At 60.1% G+C, this 15,745-nt stretch carries 14 protein-coding genes; 8 read left to right on the top strand and 6 right to left on the bottom strand.

The genetic code is table 11. The features are described from left to right. Together CEJ45_RS11215 and CEJ45_RS11210 are read left to right on the top strand one after the other, a co-directional pair. Positions 1-319, top strand: a 319-nt coding sequence (locus tag CEJ45_RS11215) for a hypothetical protein (protein ID WP_206601746.1), incomplete at its 5' end; no start/stop codon positions are given. A gap of 153 nt (positions 320-472) precedes the next feature. Continuing rightward, positions 473-883: a hypothetical protein gene (locus CEJ45_RS11210; RefSeq protein WP_241517327.1), complete on the top strand. Its 411-nt coding sequence runs from the start codon at positions 473-475 to the stop codon at positions 881-883. 590 nt (positions 884-1,473) lie between these two features. On the opposite strand, the gene glmS is transcribed toward CEJ45_RS11210, so the two are convergent. Beyond that, positions 1,474-3,291 (bottom strand): glutamine--fructose-6-phosphate transaminase (isomerizing), encoded by a 1,818-nt coding sequence (glmS, locus tag CEJ45_RS11205; RefSeq protein WP_088755191.1) that lies wholly within the window; start codon positions 3,289-3,291, stop codon positions 1,474-1,476. 211 nt (positions 3,292-3,502) lie between these two features. Here glmS and CEJ45_RS11200 point away from each other — a divergent pair, with 211 nt between their 5' ends. Then, complete coding sequence (locus tag CEJ45_RS11200) at positions 3,503-3,994, top strand: Lrp/AsnC family transcriptional regulator (protein ID WP_088755190.1); 492 nt, start codon at positions 3,503-3,505, stop codon at positions 3,992-3,994. A 144-nt stretch (positions 3,995-4,138) separates the two neighbouring features. Here the strand turns inward: CEJ45_RS11200 and glmU are convergent, their stop codons facing one another. Beyond that, complete coding sequence (gene glmU / locus CEJ45_RS11195) at positions 4,139-5,497, bottom strand: bifunctional UDP-N-acetylglucosamine diphosphorylase/glucosamine-1-phosphate N-acetyltransferase GlmU (RefSeq protein ID WP_088755189.1); 1,359 nt, start codon at positions 5,495-5,497, stop codon at positions 4,139-4,141. A gap of 259 nt (positions 5,498-5,756) precedes the next feature. On the opposite strand from glmU, the gene CEJ45_RS11190 reads away from it, so the two are divergent. The 5 genes from CEJ45_RS11190 (at position 5,757) to CEJ45_RS11170 (ending at position 11,787) form a co-directional block, all read left to right on the top strand. Next, on the top strand, positions 5,757-6,806 hold the full coding sequence (locus CEJ45_RS11190) for a glycosyltransferase family 4 protein (protein ID WP_088755188.1): 1,050 nt from the start codon (positions 5,757-5,759) through the stop codon (positions 6,804-6,806). A gap of 174 nt (positions 6,807-6,980) precedes the next feature. Continuing rightward, entirely contained in the window at positions 6,981-7,832 is an 852-nt protein-coding gene (locus CEJ45_RS11185; RefSeq protein WP_088755187.1) for a hypothetical protein, read from the top strand. Positions 7,833-7,877: 45 nt separating this feature from the next. Continuing rightward, a complete protein-coding gene (locus CEJ45_RS11180; protein ID WP_088755186.1) occupies positions 7,878-9,692 on the top strand; it encodes a glycosyltransferase family 2 protein in 1,815 nt (604 codons plus the stop codon). Between the two features lie 38 nt (positions 9,693-9,730). Next, positions 9,731-10,840, top strand: coding sequence for a DegT/DnrJ/EryC1/StrS family aminotransferase (locus CEJ45_RS11175; RefSeq protein WP_277622419.1), 1,110 nt, complete (start codon positions 9,731-9,733; stop codon positions 10,838-10,840). A gap of 65 nt (positions 10,841-10,905) precedes the next feature. Beyond that, positions 10,906-11,787, top strand: coding sequence for a glycosyltransferase family 2 protein (locus tag CEJ45_RS11170; RefSeq protein ID WP_088755185.1), 882 nt, complete (start codon positions 10,906-10,908; stop codon positions 11,785-11,787). Positions 11,788-11,829: 42 nt separating this feature from the next. Here the strand turns inward: CEJ45_RS11170 and CEJ45_RS11165 are convergent, their stop codons facing one another. Genes CEJ45_RS11165 through CEJ45_RS11150 form a run of 4 tightly spaced genes read right to left on the bottom strand, consistent with a single transcriptional unit; the run spans position 11,830 to position 15,741 of the window. Then, positions 11,830-13,053, bottom strand: coding sequence for an acyl-CoA reductase (locus tag CEJ45_RS11165; RefSeq protein WP_158214914.1), 1,224 nt, complete (start codon positions 13,051-13,053; stop codon positions 11,830-11,832). Next, on the bottom strand, positions 13,053-14,138 hold the full coding sequence (locus CEJ45_RS11160; protein WP_088755183.1) for a LuxE/PaaK family acyltransferase: 1,086 nt from the start codon (positions 14,136-14,138) through the stop codon (positions 13,053-13,055). Before CEJ45_RS11160 ends, CEJ45_RS11165 begins: the two co-directional genes overlap by 1 nt. Beyond that, a complete protein-coding gene (locus CEJ45_RS11155; protein WP_088755182.1) occupies positions 14,135-14,719 on the bottom strand; it encodes an alpha/beta fold hydrolase in 585 nt (194 codons plus the stop codon). Before CEJ45_RS11155 ends, CEJ45_RS11160 begins: the two co-directional genes overlap by 4 nt. Further along, positions 14,716-15,741, bottom strand: coding sequence for an N-acetylneuraminate synthase family protein (locus tag CEJ45_RS11150; protein WP_088755181.1), 1,026 nt, complete (start codon positions 15,739-15,741; stop codon positions 14,716-14,718). The genes CEJ45_RS11155 and CEJ45_RS11150 overlap by 4 nt, the downstream gene beginning before the upstream one ends. Positions 15,742-15,745: the final 4 nt, after the last annotated feature.

The raw sequence follows: 15,745 nt of genomic DNA, 5'->3' as shown, positions 1-15,745 counted from the left end.
TCGCTGTCATGAGCAGGATTGTGGTCTAAACATGGGTCAACTTAGGATGCAAATTTCCGGGGAAAGTGGGTCAGTTTTTAGTGCAATTCAACAGCGCCAGACCTTACCTATGAGTGTCGATGAGCTAGCAGACAAGTTAATCGCTCTCGGAGCTGGCTTCACCAAGAAGACACTCGTCGCTCATATTGAAGAAGGGAATCTCTTCCTTCCAGATTTCTTGAAGTGTCTCATCATCTTGCGCAGTCATAGCCTGGACAGTTTCCTCGACTACAAGGATATCGTCGCGGCCGCAGAGGCAGAAGTTGCAAGTCAGGCTTAAGGGCGCGGCAACATTGCATTTCACCCCGGTTTCGCCTAGATTGAAATTGTCAGTATTTACTGACAATTATTAATTAGAGATATGCCGCTTTCATCCCGGGAAATTTACGGCCGCCTCCTCAGTCCGCCTATATCCGGCCGGCAGGTCATCGCCATGTCCAGAGGTGATGCCCAGCAGTTGCCGACTCTGCCTGGCGTGGCGGTCATCTCCATCACAGCCCCGGAGAAACCGCCAGCAGCGCTAGCGGAGTTCACACATATCCTGCGGCTCAGCTTCGCAGATGTGGATTTCCTCTCGAAAGAAATCTCCTCTAGGGCAGCCAAGAAACTTCAGGACGCATTCACGCGCCACCAAGCTTCCGAGGTGAAGCAGTTCGTAGAGAGCCTCCCATTAGATATCGCCACCATCGTCGTTCACTGCGAAGGCGGCTTCTCGAGGTCGTGCGCCAACGCCGTGGCCCTGAATAAGCTCTATGGTTACGAAGTCATCCAGGAGCAGTTGCATAGGGCCAACCCCTCCGTCGTAACGACCATGCTCTCGGTTGAGCCGAAGAAGAAAAAGTAGGCTGGGCAGCCGGCCAGCGGAGAACATCGGAACCGGTACCAAGGGAGGGCGAATTTTCCGGCCATCAGGAGCAGTGTTATTTCCGCCGAGGTTGTAATGCGCATCGTAGTCGAGCACCTTGTTTTTCAGATGAAAGAACAAGCCTGCCGTCAAAAAAGCGCCTAATGAATTGCATACGCTTCGACAAGAATCGCCAATCGAATGATTCAGGTTGAAAGCATTTCCCGTCCCCGGTTGTTGTTTCGAAATCAAGTTGATTCCGCCCGTTTATAGGGGAGGGGCCAGCGCAAGAGGCGGCCGAAAATGTGGCCTGTCAACATGACTACATGGAAAACAGTGGTGATACGAGGTCCCGAGTATGGGGGGGGGGCGAGGAAATGACTTGCGGTGGAAAAGAGCGGTCGTACTATTCTTGGCTGCCTAAGAAGGCCAGAAAAAAAGCAGTGCAAATTGTCCGGAACAATAGTTAGGTGACTGGCCGCTTCCGGCTTGGCATTGCGGCCAGTCGGAACTGCCAAAGTCACCTATCTATTTGTGGCTTGAGTCACCTATCTATTGTTCGAGAACAGGTCAAGGACAGCCAGACATCCTCACTCCACCGTCACCGACTTGGCCAAATTCCGCGGCTTATCCACATCCGTCCCCCTTGCCAGCGCAGTGTGATACGACAGCAACTGCAACGGCACCACGTGCAGGATCGGCGACAGCACGCCATAGTGTTCCGGCATGCGGATCACATGCAATCCCTCCGCCGAATTGATGCGTGAATCACCATCCGCAAACACATACAGCTGACCACCGCGCGCACGCACTTCCTGCATGTTGGACTTCAGTTTTTCCACCAGCGCATCATTAGGTGCAATCGTGACCACCGGCATCTGGTCCGTCACCAGCGCCAGCGGACCATGCTTCAGTTCACCTGCGGCATAAGCCTCAGCGTGGATGTAGGTGATCTCCTTGAGCTTGAGCGCACCTTCCAGTGCGATCGGGTAATGCAGCCCACGGCCCAGGAAGAGCGCATTCTCGCGACGCGCAAAGGCCTCGGCCCAGGCAACGATGGAGGGCTCCAGCGCCAGTACGCTCTGCAGCGCAGCCGGCAGGTGGCGCATCGCCTTGAGGTGTTCGGCTTCCTGTTCTTCGGTGAGCAGGCCGCGCGTCTGCGCCAGCGCCAGCGTCAGCAGGAACAGCGCCGCCAGTTGCGTCGTGAACGCCTTGGTCGAGGCCACGCCTACTTCCACACCGGCGCGCGTGATGTAGGCCAGTTCGCATTCGCGCACCATCGCACTGGTAGCCACGTTGCAGATGGTCAGCGTGTGCGTCATGCCCAAACCACGCGCATGCTTCAACGCAGCCAGCGTGTCAGCCGTTTCACCGCTCTGCGAAATGGTGACCACCAGCGACTTCGGATTGGGCACGCTGTCGCGATAACGATATTCGCTGGCGATCTCCACGTTGACCGGGATCCTGGCAATCGACTCCAGCCAGTACTTCGCGGTCAGGCCGGCGTAATAGCTGGTGCCGCAGGCCAGGATCAGGATCGAATCCACTTCCTTGAAGACCTTGTAGGCCTTGTCGCCAAACAGCTCGGGCATGATGCCGACCACACCTTCGAGCGTGTCGGCAATGGCGCGCGGCTGCTCGAAGATTTCCTTCTGCATGTAATGCTGGTACGGACCCAGTTCCACCGCGCTGGTGTAAGCCTGCACGGTGCGCACTTCGCGCTCGACCGGGCGGCCGGCCGCGTCGACGATCCACACCTTCTGCAATTGCAGGTCGACCACGTCGCCTTCTTCCAGATAAATGATCTGGTCGGTCGTGCCGGCCAGGGCCATCGCATCAGAGGCCACGAAGTTCTGTCCATCGCCCACGCCCACGATCAGCGGCGAACCCTGGCGCGCAGCGACCACGCGATGCGGTTCGTCGGCGCAGAAGACGGCAATGGCGTAGGCGCCGGTCAGGCGGCGCACGGCCTGCTGCACGGTGTGGAAGAGATCACCGTCGTACATGTGGTCGACCAGGTGGGCGATCACTTCGGTATCGGTCTGGCTCTCGAAGACATAACCGGCGGCCTGCAACTCGGCGCGCAGTTCGTCATGGTTCTCGATGATGCCATTGTGGACCAGCGCGATGCGCTCACGCGAGAAGTGCGGGTGCGCATTGTGGGTGGCCGGGGCGCCATGGGTGGCCCAGCGCGTGTGCGCAATGCCGGTGAAACCGGACAGGCCGGTCTGCGCCACCTGCTGCTGCAGCTCGGCCACGCGCGAGGTGCTGCGCGAACGCTGCAGCTTGCCGTCCACGTGCAGCGCCACGCCGCAGGAATCATAGCCACGGTATTCGAGGCGCTTCAGGCCTTCGAGCAGGATGGGAGTGACGTTTTGTTGCGCTACCGCGCCGACGATGCCGCACATGAAGTACCTCGCTGGAAAAGTTGTGCATACATATTAGGCGAGGCGATATGAAATAAGATTTCTAAAATGATGGTGATATGAACTAATATTACCTTGTTGGGATGTGGTGAAATATTATTTAATTCAATGCTGGATTATGAATTTATATGTCAATGAATCTCAGCCACACTCACACAATGTCAGGCAATTCCACGCGTTTCCCTTCGCTCCCATGAAACCTTCCCTCGACCTGGACGACCTCGACCGCCGCATCCTGCAGGCCCTGCAAGCCGATGCCAGCCAGACCAACCAGGAGCTGGCCGCGCAGGTGCATGCGTCGCCGCCGACCTGCCTGCGCCGCGTCAAGCGGCTGGTGGAGGCGGGCGTGATCGCGCGCCAGGTGGCCTTGCTGGATCCGGCTCAGCTCGCATCCACCCTCACGGCCGTGGTGGAGATCACCCTGGACCGCCAGGGTGAAGAAGAACAGCAGGCCTTCGAGGCCCTGGTGGCGGGGGAGGCGGCGGTGCAGCAGTGCTACCGGGTCTCGCCGGGGCCGGACTTCGTGCTGGTGGTGCTGGTGCGCGACATGCCGGCCTATCACGCCCTGGCGCACCGGCTCTTCGCCTCCCAGCGCAATGTGCGCAACGTGCGCAGCTATTTCTCCATCCACCGCAGCAAGTTCGAGACGGCCATCCCGATCGGCGCGACAGCCGAGGCCCCATGAAAAACGGCCGAAACCTTCAGGGTTCGGCCGTGTTGGCTTGTGGATAAGTCACGAAGTCGTGTTTCAAGGGGCTTTTTCCTTCATATCGCCCTGGAACCACGCCCTCCCGGTTGATTTATCCACAGGGCCCGCCATCCGCAGCGCTCACTTCTTGATCTTGACCGGCCGCTGCCATCCCGCCAGCGACAGCTGCTTGGCGCGCGACAAGGTCAGCTGGTCGGCCGGGGCATCCTTGGTCAGGGTGGTGCCGGCACCGATGGTGGCACCCTTGCCCACGCGCACCGGGGCGACCAGCTGGGTGTCGCTGCCGATGAAGGCGCCATCCTCGATGATGGTGCGGAATTTGTTGGCGCCGTCGTAGTTGCAGGTGATCACGCCGGCGCCGACATTGACGCCACTGCCCACATCCGCATCGCCCACGTAGGCCAGGTGATTGGCCTTGCTGCCCACGCCCACGATGCTGTTCTTGACCTCGACGAAGTTGCCGATGTGCACCTCCCGGGCCAGTTCGGTACCCGGGCGCAGGCGCGCATAAGGCCCGATCTGGGCGCCGTCGCCGACCACCGCATCCTCGATGTGGGTGAAGGGCTTGATGGCCACGCCCGCACCGATGCGCGCATTGCGGATCACGCAATGGGCGCCGATGCTGCTGCCTTCGCCAATGCTGACCTGGCCTTCGAAGACGCAATTGACGTCGATGCTCACATCGCGTCCGCATTCCAGCTTGCCGCGCACGTCGATGCGCGCCGGGTCGGCCAGGGTCACGCCGGTTTCCAGCAGGCGATGGGCGATGTTGCGCTGATGCACGCGTTCCAGCTCGGCCAGTTGCACCTTGCTGTTCACGCCCAGGGTTTCGGCCACGTCATCGGGCTGGGCCGAGACCACGTCTACGCCATCGGCCACGGCGGCCGCGATCACGTCGGTGAGGTAGTACTCGCCCTGGGCATTGTTGTTGGAGAGCTGCGAGAGCCACTGGCGCAGCCGCGCCGTGGGCGCGACGATGATGCCGGTGTTGACTTCGTGGATGGCGCGCTCGGCCTCGCTGGCATCCTTTTGCTCGACGATGCGCTTGATCTTGCCGTCCTCGCGAACGATGCGGCCGTAACCGGTGGGGTCTTCGAGCGTCACGGTCAGCACACCGAGCTTGTCCTGGCCAGCCGCGTCCAGCAGGCGTTGCAGCGAGGCGGCGGTGGTCAGCGGCACATCGCCATACAGCACCAGCGTGGGCGCGCCATCATCGAGATGCGGCACGGCCTGCATGACGGCGTGGCCGGTGCCCAGTTGCGGTTCCTGCAGGGCAAAGGAGAGCTCCTGGTTGGCGAAGGCCTTGGGCACGGCATCGCCGCCATGGCCGTAGATCACGCACAGTTGCGTGGGCGCCAGCTGGCGCGCGGTATCGATGACATGGCCCAGCAGCGGCTTGCCGGCGAGCGGGTGCAGGACCTTGGGCAGCGAGGATTGCATGCGTTTGCCCATGCCGGCGGCGAGGATGACGATGTTCATGGCGGAGCGGGTTTGATGGACTTGCTAAAAGGGCAAAGTCTAGCATGCTGCCCCAGCCTCCGCGCCGGGGTTGCTCAAAAAGGAAGCTGAAGGGCATTTGCGGGTGTGCTCCGCCCTTTGAGGGCGGCTGCTCCCATTAAGATGAGAACCTGAGGCTCGCTGCCCGTGTTTTTCCGGGGGAATACTTTGGCAGCGCAATAGTGCCAACATTATGAGCCACAGGCGGCCCCTCAGGGGCCGCGTCATCTTTGGACATTACATGAAGATTCTTTTGCTGAACGACGAGTTCTACACCACCGGGGCGAGCACCGCCATGTTGCGCTTGGCAGAGCGGCTGGTGCAGAATCATGAGGTCTCGGTGTTGCCGCGCATCGATGGCCAGGGCGAGATCAGGAAGCAATTCGAGGCCTTGGGGATTCCCATCGTCAAGGATCTGGCTGGTCAGCCTGATCTGATCGTTTCCAACTGCATCCTGTCGGGCTCCCTCGTGGGCGAGCTGGCCCCGCGCTGTCCGGTGATCTGGTGGGTGCACGAGGCTGAGGTCGGCCGTGACTTGTTGCTGCGTTATCCGCAGATGGCGATGGGTTTCAAGAGCGCTACTCATATCGTCTTCCAGACCGAGTTCCAGCGCATCGTCTACGGCAGCTTCCTGTTCGACAGTCCGGCCATGGTGCATGTGCTGCCGTTCTGGAATGACGCCATCTATCGCCAGCAGGACCTGCAGCCCAAGCCCAAGGACAAGAAGCGTATCGTCTGCATCGGCACCATCGAGCCGCGCAAGCGCATGGAGGACACCATCATGGCAGTCAATGCCATGAACAGCGAACAGCGTACGGGAATCGAAGTGGTCTTCATCGGCAAGTACCTGCAACTGGCCGAGGGAGCGCGCAAGCTCTCGGAAGCGCTGCCGGAGCGCTACCGCTTCCTGGGCGAGCAGCCTAACGAAGAGACCCTGCGTTACCTGGCCTCCGCCGATGCCTTCGTGCTGGCCAGTTCCAGCGAGTCGCAACCACTGACGATATGGGAGGCCTGCGAACTTCAGGTCCCGGTCTGCCTGTCGGACCTGGCGACCTATGGCCATATTGGTCTGAAGCACGGCGTCAATGCCATGATGCACCCGGTGGGCAACATTGAACTGCTGGCGTCGAATCTGCAGATGGTGCTCTGCAACGAAGACGTACGCCGTCGCGTCACCCGGGCCGGCAAGAGCCTGCTCCTGGGCAACCTCACCAGTGACTGGGCAGAGACCTTCGAGCGCCTGATCTATCGGGTGCAATCGCAGATTGCCGTGAGGAAGATGGGATTCTGATCTTCGCCCCACCGATCCTTGCTCCCTTAGCCAACGTTTGACCATCATGGACTTCAATCACCGTATTTCTGCGCCGCTCGTCAGCCGTGGCCGTGCAGCGGGACAGGCGACATCGCCGTCGAGCTGCGCCCTTGCGATGTCGGCCATGGCCCTCTTGTCCAACCAGGAGAGCATGTGACCAAGGCCAACATCTACCAGATTCACTATGACGAGCAGACGCGCCGCCTGGTCGACCCTGGTTTCCTTCCGCTTGACAACAACGACAATGCGCGGCCGGATTGGCGTGAATATTGGCCAATGCGAAACTTCCTGCTCAACAACGTAATAAACGGTGATGAGCTGTACGGCTTTTTTTCACCCGTCTTTCGTCACAAGACCAATCTGAGTGCCGGGCAGGTGTATGCGTTCATCGATGCCCATCCGGGCCATGATGTGTATTCCCTGTCGCCGCTGCGCCAGGATTCCTTGTGCTACCTGAATGTTTTCGAGCATGGCAACCGCTATCACCCGGGCCTGATCGATATCACCAACGAGTTCCTGGCCGCGCTGGACATCCAGGTCGATTTCACCCGCCTGGTGATGGACTTGCGCAGCACCATCTTCTGCAATTACTTCGTCGCCAAGCCGACTTTCTGGGCGCAGTGGTTCGCCTTGACGGAGCAGCTCTTCGCACTGGCCGAGGACCGCAACAGCAGCTTGGGAAGAAAGATCGACGCGTTCACTGACTATCGCCAGAAGTCACCGTTGAACATGAAGGTGTTCATCGTGGAGCGCCTGGCCTCGCTGGTACTGGCGCTGGATACTTCGATCAAGACGGTGGCCTATGACATCGAACTGATGCCCTGGTCGAACCCGGCCTACATACCCTGCTGGAATGACATGATGACGTGCAACGCGCTCAAGCTGGCCTTCATCGAGACCCGTCACCAGCGCTATTTCGTGAATTTCTTCGCGTTGCGCAACCGTATCCTGCAGCAGTGTGAACCGTTGCGCGATGACGAGCGTACCAAACAACATTTCTTTTGATGACAGGCCGCCGACGGCCACCGACTTGATTTTCAGGACAGCATCATGATTCCATTCTCTGCCCGTTCCGCCACCCGCCTGCGCGACTTGCTGCCGCAGCGGCGCCTGCGCGTGATTGCGCTGATCTCTTCTTTCAATGAGGGTGACGTAATCGGCCAGGTCATCGGTGACCTGATCGGCAATGGCTGCGAGGTCTACCTGCTGGACAATCACTCCACCGACAATACGGTCGAGGTCGCCAGCCAGTGGCTGGGACGCGGCCTCATCGAGATCGAGGCGTTTCCGCCAGGCCCGCCCGCCGATCTCGAGAAGCAGTACCTTTGGCGTGAAATCCTGATGCGCAAATCGCAGTTGGCTGGGCAGCTTGGCGCCGACTGGATCATCCATGCGGACGCCGATGAACTGCGTGAGTCGCCCTGGCCGGACATGTCCTTGGCCGACGCATTCGGCGTAGTCGATTCACTTGGTTTCAATGCCGTCAATTTCGCACTGTTCAACTTCCGTCCGGTTGATGATAGTTTCCGTCCAGGGGACGACCTGCGCCAATGTTTCAAGTTCTACGAGCCCGGCGAGTGGGTCAATGCACTCCAGATCAAGGCGTGGAAGAATACGGGCGTCGAGGTCGACCTGGCTTCCTCGGGAGGGCATAACGTCGCGTTTGCAGAACGGCAGGTCTTCCCCATTCCGTTCATCCTGCGCCATTATCCGATCCGGGGCAGCGAACATGGGCGACGCAAGGTGCTCAACGAGCGCTTGCCGCGTTACACGCGGCAGGAGCGTGCGGCTGGCTGGCACAACCATTACGATGCCATGGCCAGCGAGGGACATAGCTTCCTCTGGCAGGCGCAGAGCCTGACCCGCTTCGACCCGGGCAACGAGCGCGCTGAACTGCTGGCGCGTACCCTCGATGCGATGCTGCTCACGGGCAGTGCCGCGAGGACCGGCTTTTCTCCAGCCTCCGATCCGGCGTGGCTGCTCGCCCATGTGGGCAATCGCCTGGGCGTGCCGGTGTCGCAAGAGCTCCTGGGCCAGGCGCTGGAGGAGCTCAAGGAATTGCTGCAGATCTTTCAGCGCGACAGGTGCGCTGATAATTGCCCGATGCCGCGCCATTACGAGATCATGCGCGTCATCGCGCAGGTCGAGTCTGCGCGCGCCGACCTGACAGGCGACTTCCGGCTGTCGTTCATGTGGAATGCCATCGAGCGCAAGCTGGCCACCGAGCGTCCCCTGCCGCAGAGGGCGGCCCTGGCACCATTGACTCCCCCCGTCGCGGATGACGCAGAAGACGAGGCCACGATCTTTCTGCGCAACACCCGAGCCATGATCGAGGCCGGTGATCTCGACGCTGCCTATCAGTTGCTGCTGTCGCAGCAGGAGGCGCTGCTGGAGCACCCGCAATACCTGTTCCAGCTGGGATACATCGGATTGCTGTCGGGCATGCTCGACGATGCCAACAACATCTTCACGGAAGCCATCCGGCATTGCCCCGATGTGCTCAAGCAGGTAATCGAAGCTTACCAGGGGAGACTGCGGGCCACTCCACGCCTGGCGCTGGCCACACGCAGCCTGCCGTCGCCACCGCCGGACGATCCGGTGGCACTGGCGCAGTGGCAGATCGCACGGGAACAATATGAGGAAGCCTTCGCCACGCTCACGCAGGCGCTCAACGAACGTCCGGAAGATCCCGAGATCATCTTTCAGATGGGCGTGCTGGCGCAGGTGTGCGACATGCATGCGGATGCGACCGAACTGTTCTACCAAAGCGCGCAACGCGCGCCCGAGATGACGGAGAAGATCTTCGACTACTACCGGCAGCTGCTGGCCGGGCCCTCGCTGGAAGAACTACTGACGCTGTCCTGAGACCGTGGCAGACGGTCGGCAACTTGATCCTGGAGAATATCGTGAGCAGCAAGAACATCTATGTGACGCAGCCATTCCTGCCGCCGCTGACCGAATTCGTGACCTACCTGGAGAAGATCTGGGCCAACAAGATTCTCACCAATAATGGTCCTTTGCATCAGGAGCTGGAGGCGGCGCTGCGCGACTTCCTCGGTGTAGATCACATTGCGCTGTTCAACAATGGCACCATCGCGCTGATCGCGGCTCTGCAGGCCCTGGAGATTACCGGTGAGGTCATCACCACGCCCTATTCCTTCGTGGCCACCGTCAATTCGCAGATATGGAACCATCTTCAGCCGGTATTTGCCGATATCGATCCGGTCACGATGAACCTGTCTGCGGCGAGCGTAGAGGCGGCCATTACGGCGCGCACCACTGCGATCCTGCCTGTCCATTGCTACGGCACCGCCTGCGATGTGGACGGTATCGCAGAGGTGGCGCGCCGTCACGGTCTGAAGGTGATCTATGACGCGGCGCATGCTTTCGGCGTCCAGCATGGTGACCGAAGCCTGTTGCAATATGGCGACCTTTCGGTGCTGAGCTTTCATGCCACGAAAGTGTTTAATACCTTCGAGGGTGGCGCCATCGTCTGCCACGATGCAGCCACCAAGCAGCGCATCGACAATCTGAAGAACTTCGGGTTCGTCGACGAGACCACGGTAGTCGAGTCTGGCATCAATGGCAAGATGAGTGAAGTCAATGCGGCGATGGGGCTGCTGCAATTGCGTTATGTGGAAGGAGCCCTGTCCCGGCGACGCGAGATCGCCTTGTTCTACAACGAGGCGTTGGCGGGAATCGATGGCATCACTGTCGTCGAGGGCAACCGCAGCGTGCACTCCAACAATGCCTACTATCCCATCCTGGTCGAGGATCACTATCCTCTGTCGCGGGATGCCCTGTACGAGAAGCTCAAGGCCGACAACATCTTCGGCCGACGCTATTTCTACCCGCTGATTTCGGAGATGCCCATGTATCGCAATCTGCCCAGCGCTGCGCCCGGCAACCTCCCGGTGGCACACCAGGTGGCGCGCAAGATCCTGTGCCTGCCGATCTACCCTGCCCTGGAGGCGGCTGACCTCCAGCGTATCGTGAGTATCATCGCCCACTGAACTCATGTGCGCCTGCCTGTCAGCATGAATTCACCCGTCTCCCAGTTTTTTCCGATGATCGAGTCATGAAAAAAAAGATTTCCCTGCTGCTGATTACCTACAATCACGAAGCCTTCATCCAGCAGTGCATCAGCAGCATCCTGCGCCAGAGCAGTCTCCACGAGCTGGAGATTATCTGGCACGATGACCGCTCCACCGATCGCACCATCGAGCTCGGCGAAGCCATGCTGGCCGGTAAGGAGGTGCAGGTCAAGCGCTTGTTCCGTCCCTTCAATCGGGTCCAGCGCAGGGTTCCATTCCTGCTGGACATGCTGGAACAGGTGGAGGGCGAGTATCTTGCCTTGCTGGAGGGTGACGACTTCTGGATGGATGACAACAAGCTCATGTTGCAGATGATGGGCCTGGACAAGCACCGCGACATGGATTTGTGCTTCGCCCGGGCGCCGATCGTCGACCTGGACGGCAACCATACCAATACTTTCATGAGCGCACTGGGCGACAAGGCACGTCGGGTGGAAGCCTCTGAAGTGATCCGCGGCGACGGTGGTTTCATACACACCGGCTCCATCGTGATGCGCACCAATGTCTTCGACAAAGCGCCCCGGTGGGTCTTCGAGCACCAGCCCGTGGGCGACTACATGTACCAGGTACTGGGCGCTCTGCGCGGTGGCGCGCTGTACCTGCCTTTCGATTTCAGCTGCTGGCGCAGCCAGAACCCGCAGAGTTTCACCGGGAAATACGACGGCAATATTGAATTCAACATGCGTTTCGAGGCCGAGTTCCTGGGCTTGTTGCGGCGTATGCAGATGACGCTGGATCAGCGCTTCGCCGCCGATTTCGACCACATGATTTTCAATCATCTGGTCATCCTGTTGCGCAAGGTGGTGCCCGGCGCGCATTACGAACACCTGGTCAAGGCGGCTGCCAACCTGAACTATCCGGACTGATCTTTCCAGCAGTGCATTCCGAAGTGGTTTGACGAGTCCGTACTACAGCTCAATGCTGATGCGGCGCGTGAAGGCCTGCAAGAGACGGGTGCCATCCCAGATTTCATTGAAGTCCAGCGCGTGGCCAACCTTGGTGATTCGGTCCACTGAGCGCATGGGCAAGTCGCCGAGCCACTGTGCCATCTCCGGCCCCTCGTAGCCGAATACCGAAAGCGTCTGCTCCTGATCGCTCAGGGTGCTCAGGAAGGCCGGTACGTCGCCAAAACACTGTTCGTAGAACAGACCATTGCCACGGTGGTGATGCTTGGCCGCTGCAAGCGGTGCACTGTTCATCAATATACGCGTGGGGAAGCCCAGTGCCGTGGTGTCTCGGTGGGTCGGTTCGGTGGCCACGAGACAGGCGGTAACGAAGCGGTCCATGGCCATGCCGGACGAGTTCTCGAAATCCTTGTGCTTCAACACTTGCGCAAAGCTCTGCCAGAAGCGCAGCCGGGCTGTCGTGCAGGCCTGCTCGTCGCCAATCCAGGCCACCAGCCGCGGCGAGGAGCAGGCTTGCTGTGCAAACCAGATGGCGTCGTTGTAGAAGTCTCCGCACAGAAGGTCCAGGGCTGCGGTATCGAGCGCGTTGATCGCGTCGGCACGCAACATGGCGGCCGAAAAGCGGTCCGGAAAGCATAGCTCGGTGGCGGTCGGGCGCAGCGGCAGGGAGCGTATCTTGCTGACCGTGGCATCGCCTCCCCAGACTACCCGCATGTGGCACTGCGCGGAAATCCGCGTGGTGATGGCGTCGTCGTGCTCGTAGGTCAGTACATAAAAACGCTCGCCCAAACCGGCCTGCGCCAGCGCCCGCTCCAGTTTGTCCAGCACGAAGCGCAGTTGCGGCCCGGCGTTGCGTGAAATGCGGACGATGTTGATATTGCCGCACAGCACAGACAGCAGGCTGCTGTACAGGAATACGGAATCCACGTTGGAGGGCGCAATGTGAAAGACAAGGCCGCGGCCGAAACAGGCTGCACCCTCTTCCATCATCAATGCGCGCTTGAGCCTCTCGATCCGGGCGGTGCGAAAGAAATTGCCCAGCACGACCAGTTCCGGATACTCGCGCGAAGTCCGGTCCAGCAGGATGGACTTTGCGAAAGCGACGACGAAGTCAACCAGCATCGGATCGAACGGCGCCAGAAGCCGCAGGCCAGATGCGGTCCTCAGAACGGTATCGAGATCGGCTCTGGCGGCAGCGACCGGCACAAAAAACTGAACATTCTTCATCAGACCTGCCTCACATCGCTGCATCCGCGTATCTCGGCCGATTGCATGCGGCCGTTCACGTGAAAGTATTTGCCCATGCGTCCGCACCGGCAGTCATCCTCGCCCAGCAACACGCCGACATCTTCGGTCAGCAGACTGTGGCCCGGGTAGCTGTGCGGCAACAGACTGAGTACCTGGAGCAGTCCCGGTTGACCCGCCGGCAGCGGCTTGAAGCTCATCGGATCCCGCACGATCACGTCGGCGTAGTTGGATGCGTGCAGGTGACCGTGCTCGCACTCCATGTAGATGGAGCCGGTCTGCTCCACCATGCCATAGTAGTTGTGAACGTGGCGCAGCCCTGCGCGTTCCTGCAAGGTAGCCTTGAACACGGTGTTGGACACGCTTTGCTCCTGCAGTTTTTTCCAGCCGCCGCCATGGATCAGAATGCTGTCGGGGCCAAAGTCCAGCCGGTGCTGGCTGCGTTCCAGCGCCTGGCACAAGAACTTCCAGACCACGAAGGTAAAGCCGAAAGCATAGATGCCGCGGGCACGATGCTGGTTGCAGTAGGCGTCGAGCGCCTCCAGCTTGAGCGCCATGTCTGCATCCAATGCATAAATATGTTCTTTGCCGTAGACCGAGAAGCCCAGTACCCCGGCCGCGCGTGCATTGAACTGCCGGCGCTCTGCCAGCAGATTGTCGGCATCGATGACCACCATGGGCCGGCGCTGTTTGCCCAGGAAACTGGAGACGATAGCCCCCAGTACCCGTGTCTGCATGGAGGCGTTCTCACGGTCGAGATGGATGCGCGATACGGCCTGGCCACTGGTACCGCTGGAGGTCAGGGTCTTGAATATTTCGCTGCGCGGGACGCTGAGCAGGTCCAGGTGCTTGAACAGGCGCACCGGAATGAATGGTACGTCGGCCAGGCGGTGCGCGACGGGAGGCATGCCCAGGCTGGCGACGATCCTGGCGTAGGGCACCGACTGCCGGAGGTGGTGTGCGGTCAGCTCATTGAGCAGCTCCACCAGCAGGCGCTGTTTTTCCCCTGCTGGCAGGCCGTAGGGGTGGTTAGTGTCAAATATAGAGAAATGCTCGTAGTAACTCATGCGGACAACTCCTTGCCGATCTCCTCCATGGCCGCCGTGATGTCGAAATGATTCCCCTTGAAATATCGGCCGACCGGCCCCGGGTCATAGGCAAAATACGGGTCGGTCTCGGGCAGGTAGATGGTTGCCTGGATCGGATTGCATACGACGTGGCGGGCCAGCGCGGCGTCTACTTGCGCCAGCAGTGCACGAATCTGTTCGCCACTCATGGTCGATCTCAGGCGTTGCTCGATCTCCTCGACAAAACGTTCCGGCTGCAAGCGCGTGGCGCCATATACAGGGCACACTTCATAACTGGTCCGCCGCATCCGGTCCGACAGGCTGCTGGAGAGCAGCGCTCCGAGAGAATGCGCTACCACCGCATCGACCCGGCCCTGGGCCTCTGTCGCAATGATCTCTTCCACGCGCTGCAGATAGGGTCCCGGTTCACCGATGGCGCGATAGTCGATATCCAGTATCAGCAGACGACAATCCTTCAGGTTGCCCAGATAAGGCAGCCAGTAGCCGGAAGTCGTGAACAGGCCGTGTATGAGCAGAACGCTCTTGCCCCGCGATCGGTTCAGGATGGTGAGGTCGATCATCCGGCCAGCATTGCGGGGTACAGGACTTCGTCAGCCGCGATATCCTGAAGCACCCGGCGCCCTAGCACCTCATCGACCTGCGCCGGACTATAGCCGTCGCCGGGACGCTTGAAGTCCAGGTGCTCCGCTGTCAGCAAGGTGCCTGCCGCAATTGCGTGACGGGTGACCACGCTGCGGCGCATGTTGCGGCGTTGTGCCAGTTCGGCCTCCGACACCACGCGCTCGTGCGAACCCAGCGACTGCCACGCTGTCCGGCAGGCATCTATCATGGCGGCAAAGTCATCGGGCTCCATGGCCATCTGGTTGTCCATGCCGATCTTGGCCGCGTCCAGCGTGAAGTGCTTTTCAATGATCGGTGCACCCAGAGCCACTGCGGCGATCGGCGTGGCCGCACCCAGGGTGTGGTCGGAATAGCCGATTGCCAGGTCCGGATGGCGCTGGCGCAAGGTCAGGATATTGTTCAGATTGATCGTGGAGGGCTCGGCAGGGTAGATCGACACGCAATGCAGTACGCAGACCTGGTCGTTACCGGCCGCGCGTATGCATTGCACGGCGCGGTCGATTTCGGACTGGTCAGACATGCCGGTCGACAGGATGATGGCCGAACCGGTGCGGGCGATGTAGTCCAGGTAGGGCAGGTTGTCGATTTCCATCGAGGCGATCTTGATGAAAGGAACGCCGCATTGCTCGAGCAGGAAATCGACCTCTTCGCGCGCGTAGGGCGTGGAAGAAAATGCCAGGCCCTGCAGGCGCGCAAAGTCTGCCAGCTCCTTCAACTGCGCAGAGGAGAACGAGAACTTGTCGACAAAACGCTTGGCCACAGGATTGTGCCGGTAGTACGTATTCGAATAGAGCGTGCTGGCCGACCACGACTGGAACTTTACGCAGTCGCAGCCTGCGGCCTTGGCTGCCACGATCATTTCTCTGGCTGTCTCTACCTTGCCGAAGTGGCTGGTATTGAGCTCTGCAATGAAATACGGCGCGCCGTGGTTCTCGATGAGGATCCCGTCATTGAGCTTCATGCTC

Source organism: Herbaspirillum aquaticum (assembly GCF_002213425.1).
Taxonomy (GTDB): Bacteria; Pseudomonadota; Gammaproteobacteria; order Burkholderiales; family Burkholderiaceae_D; genus Herbaspirillum; species Herbaspirillum aquaticum.
This window is presented reverse-complemented; position numbering and strand designations above follow the sequence as displayed.

Excerpts from the sequence above, each read along its gene's own strand:
- glmS (WP_088755191.1), bottom strand. The coding sequence starts at position 3,291 with ATGTGCGGCATCGTCGGCGCGGTAGCGCAACAAAACGTCACTCCCATC.
- CEJ45_RS11170 (WP_088755185.1), top strand. The coding sequence starts at position 10,906 with ATGAAAAAAAAGATTTCCCTGCTGCTGATTACCTACAATCACGAAGCC.
- glmU (WP_088755189.1), bottom strand. The coding sequence starts at position 5,497 with ATGAACATCGTCATCCTCGCCGCCGGCATGGGCAAACGCATGCAATCC.
- CEJ45_RS11210 (WP_241517327.1), top strand. The coding sequence starts at position 473 with ATGTCCAGAGGTGATGCCCAGCAGTTGCCGACTCTGCCTGGCGTGGCG.
- CEJ45_RS11155 (WP_088755182.1), bottom strand. The coding sequence starts at position 14,719 with ATGATCGACCTCACCATCCTGAACCGATCGCGGGGCAAGAGCGTTCTG.
- CEJ45_RS11165 (WP_158214914.1), bottom strand. The coding sequence starts at position 13,053 with ATGAAGAATGTTCAGTTTTTTGTGCCGGTCGCTGCCGCCAGAGCCGAT.
- CEJ45_RS11190 (WP_088755188.1), top strand. The coding sequence starts at position 5,757 with ATGAAGATTCTTTTGCTGAACGACGAGTTCTACACCACCGGGGCGAGC.
- CEJ45_RS11200 (WP_088755190.1), top strand. The coding sequence starts at position 3,503 with ATGAAACCTTCCCTCGACCTGGACGACCTCGACCGCCGCATCCTGCAG.
- CEJ45_RS11180 (WP_088755186.1), top strand. The coding sequence starts at position 7,878 with ATGATTCCATTCTCTGCCCGTTCCGCCACCCGCCTGCGCGACTTGCTG.
- CEJ45_RS11150 (WP_088755181.1), bottom strand. The coding sequence starts at position 15,741 with ATGAAGCTCAATGACGGGATCCTCATCGAGAACCACGGCGCGCCGTAT.
- CEJ45_RS11160 (WP_088755183.1), bottom strand. The coding sequence starts at position 14,138 with ATGAGTTACTACGAGCATTTCTCTATATTTGACACTAACCACCCCTAC.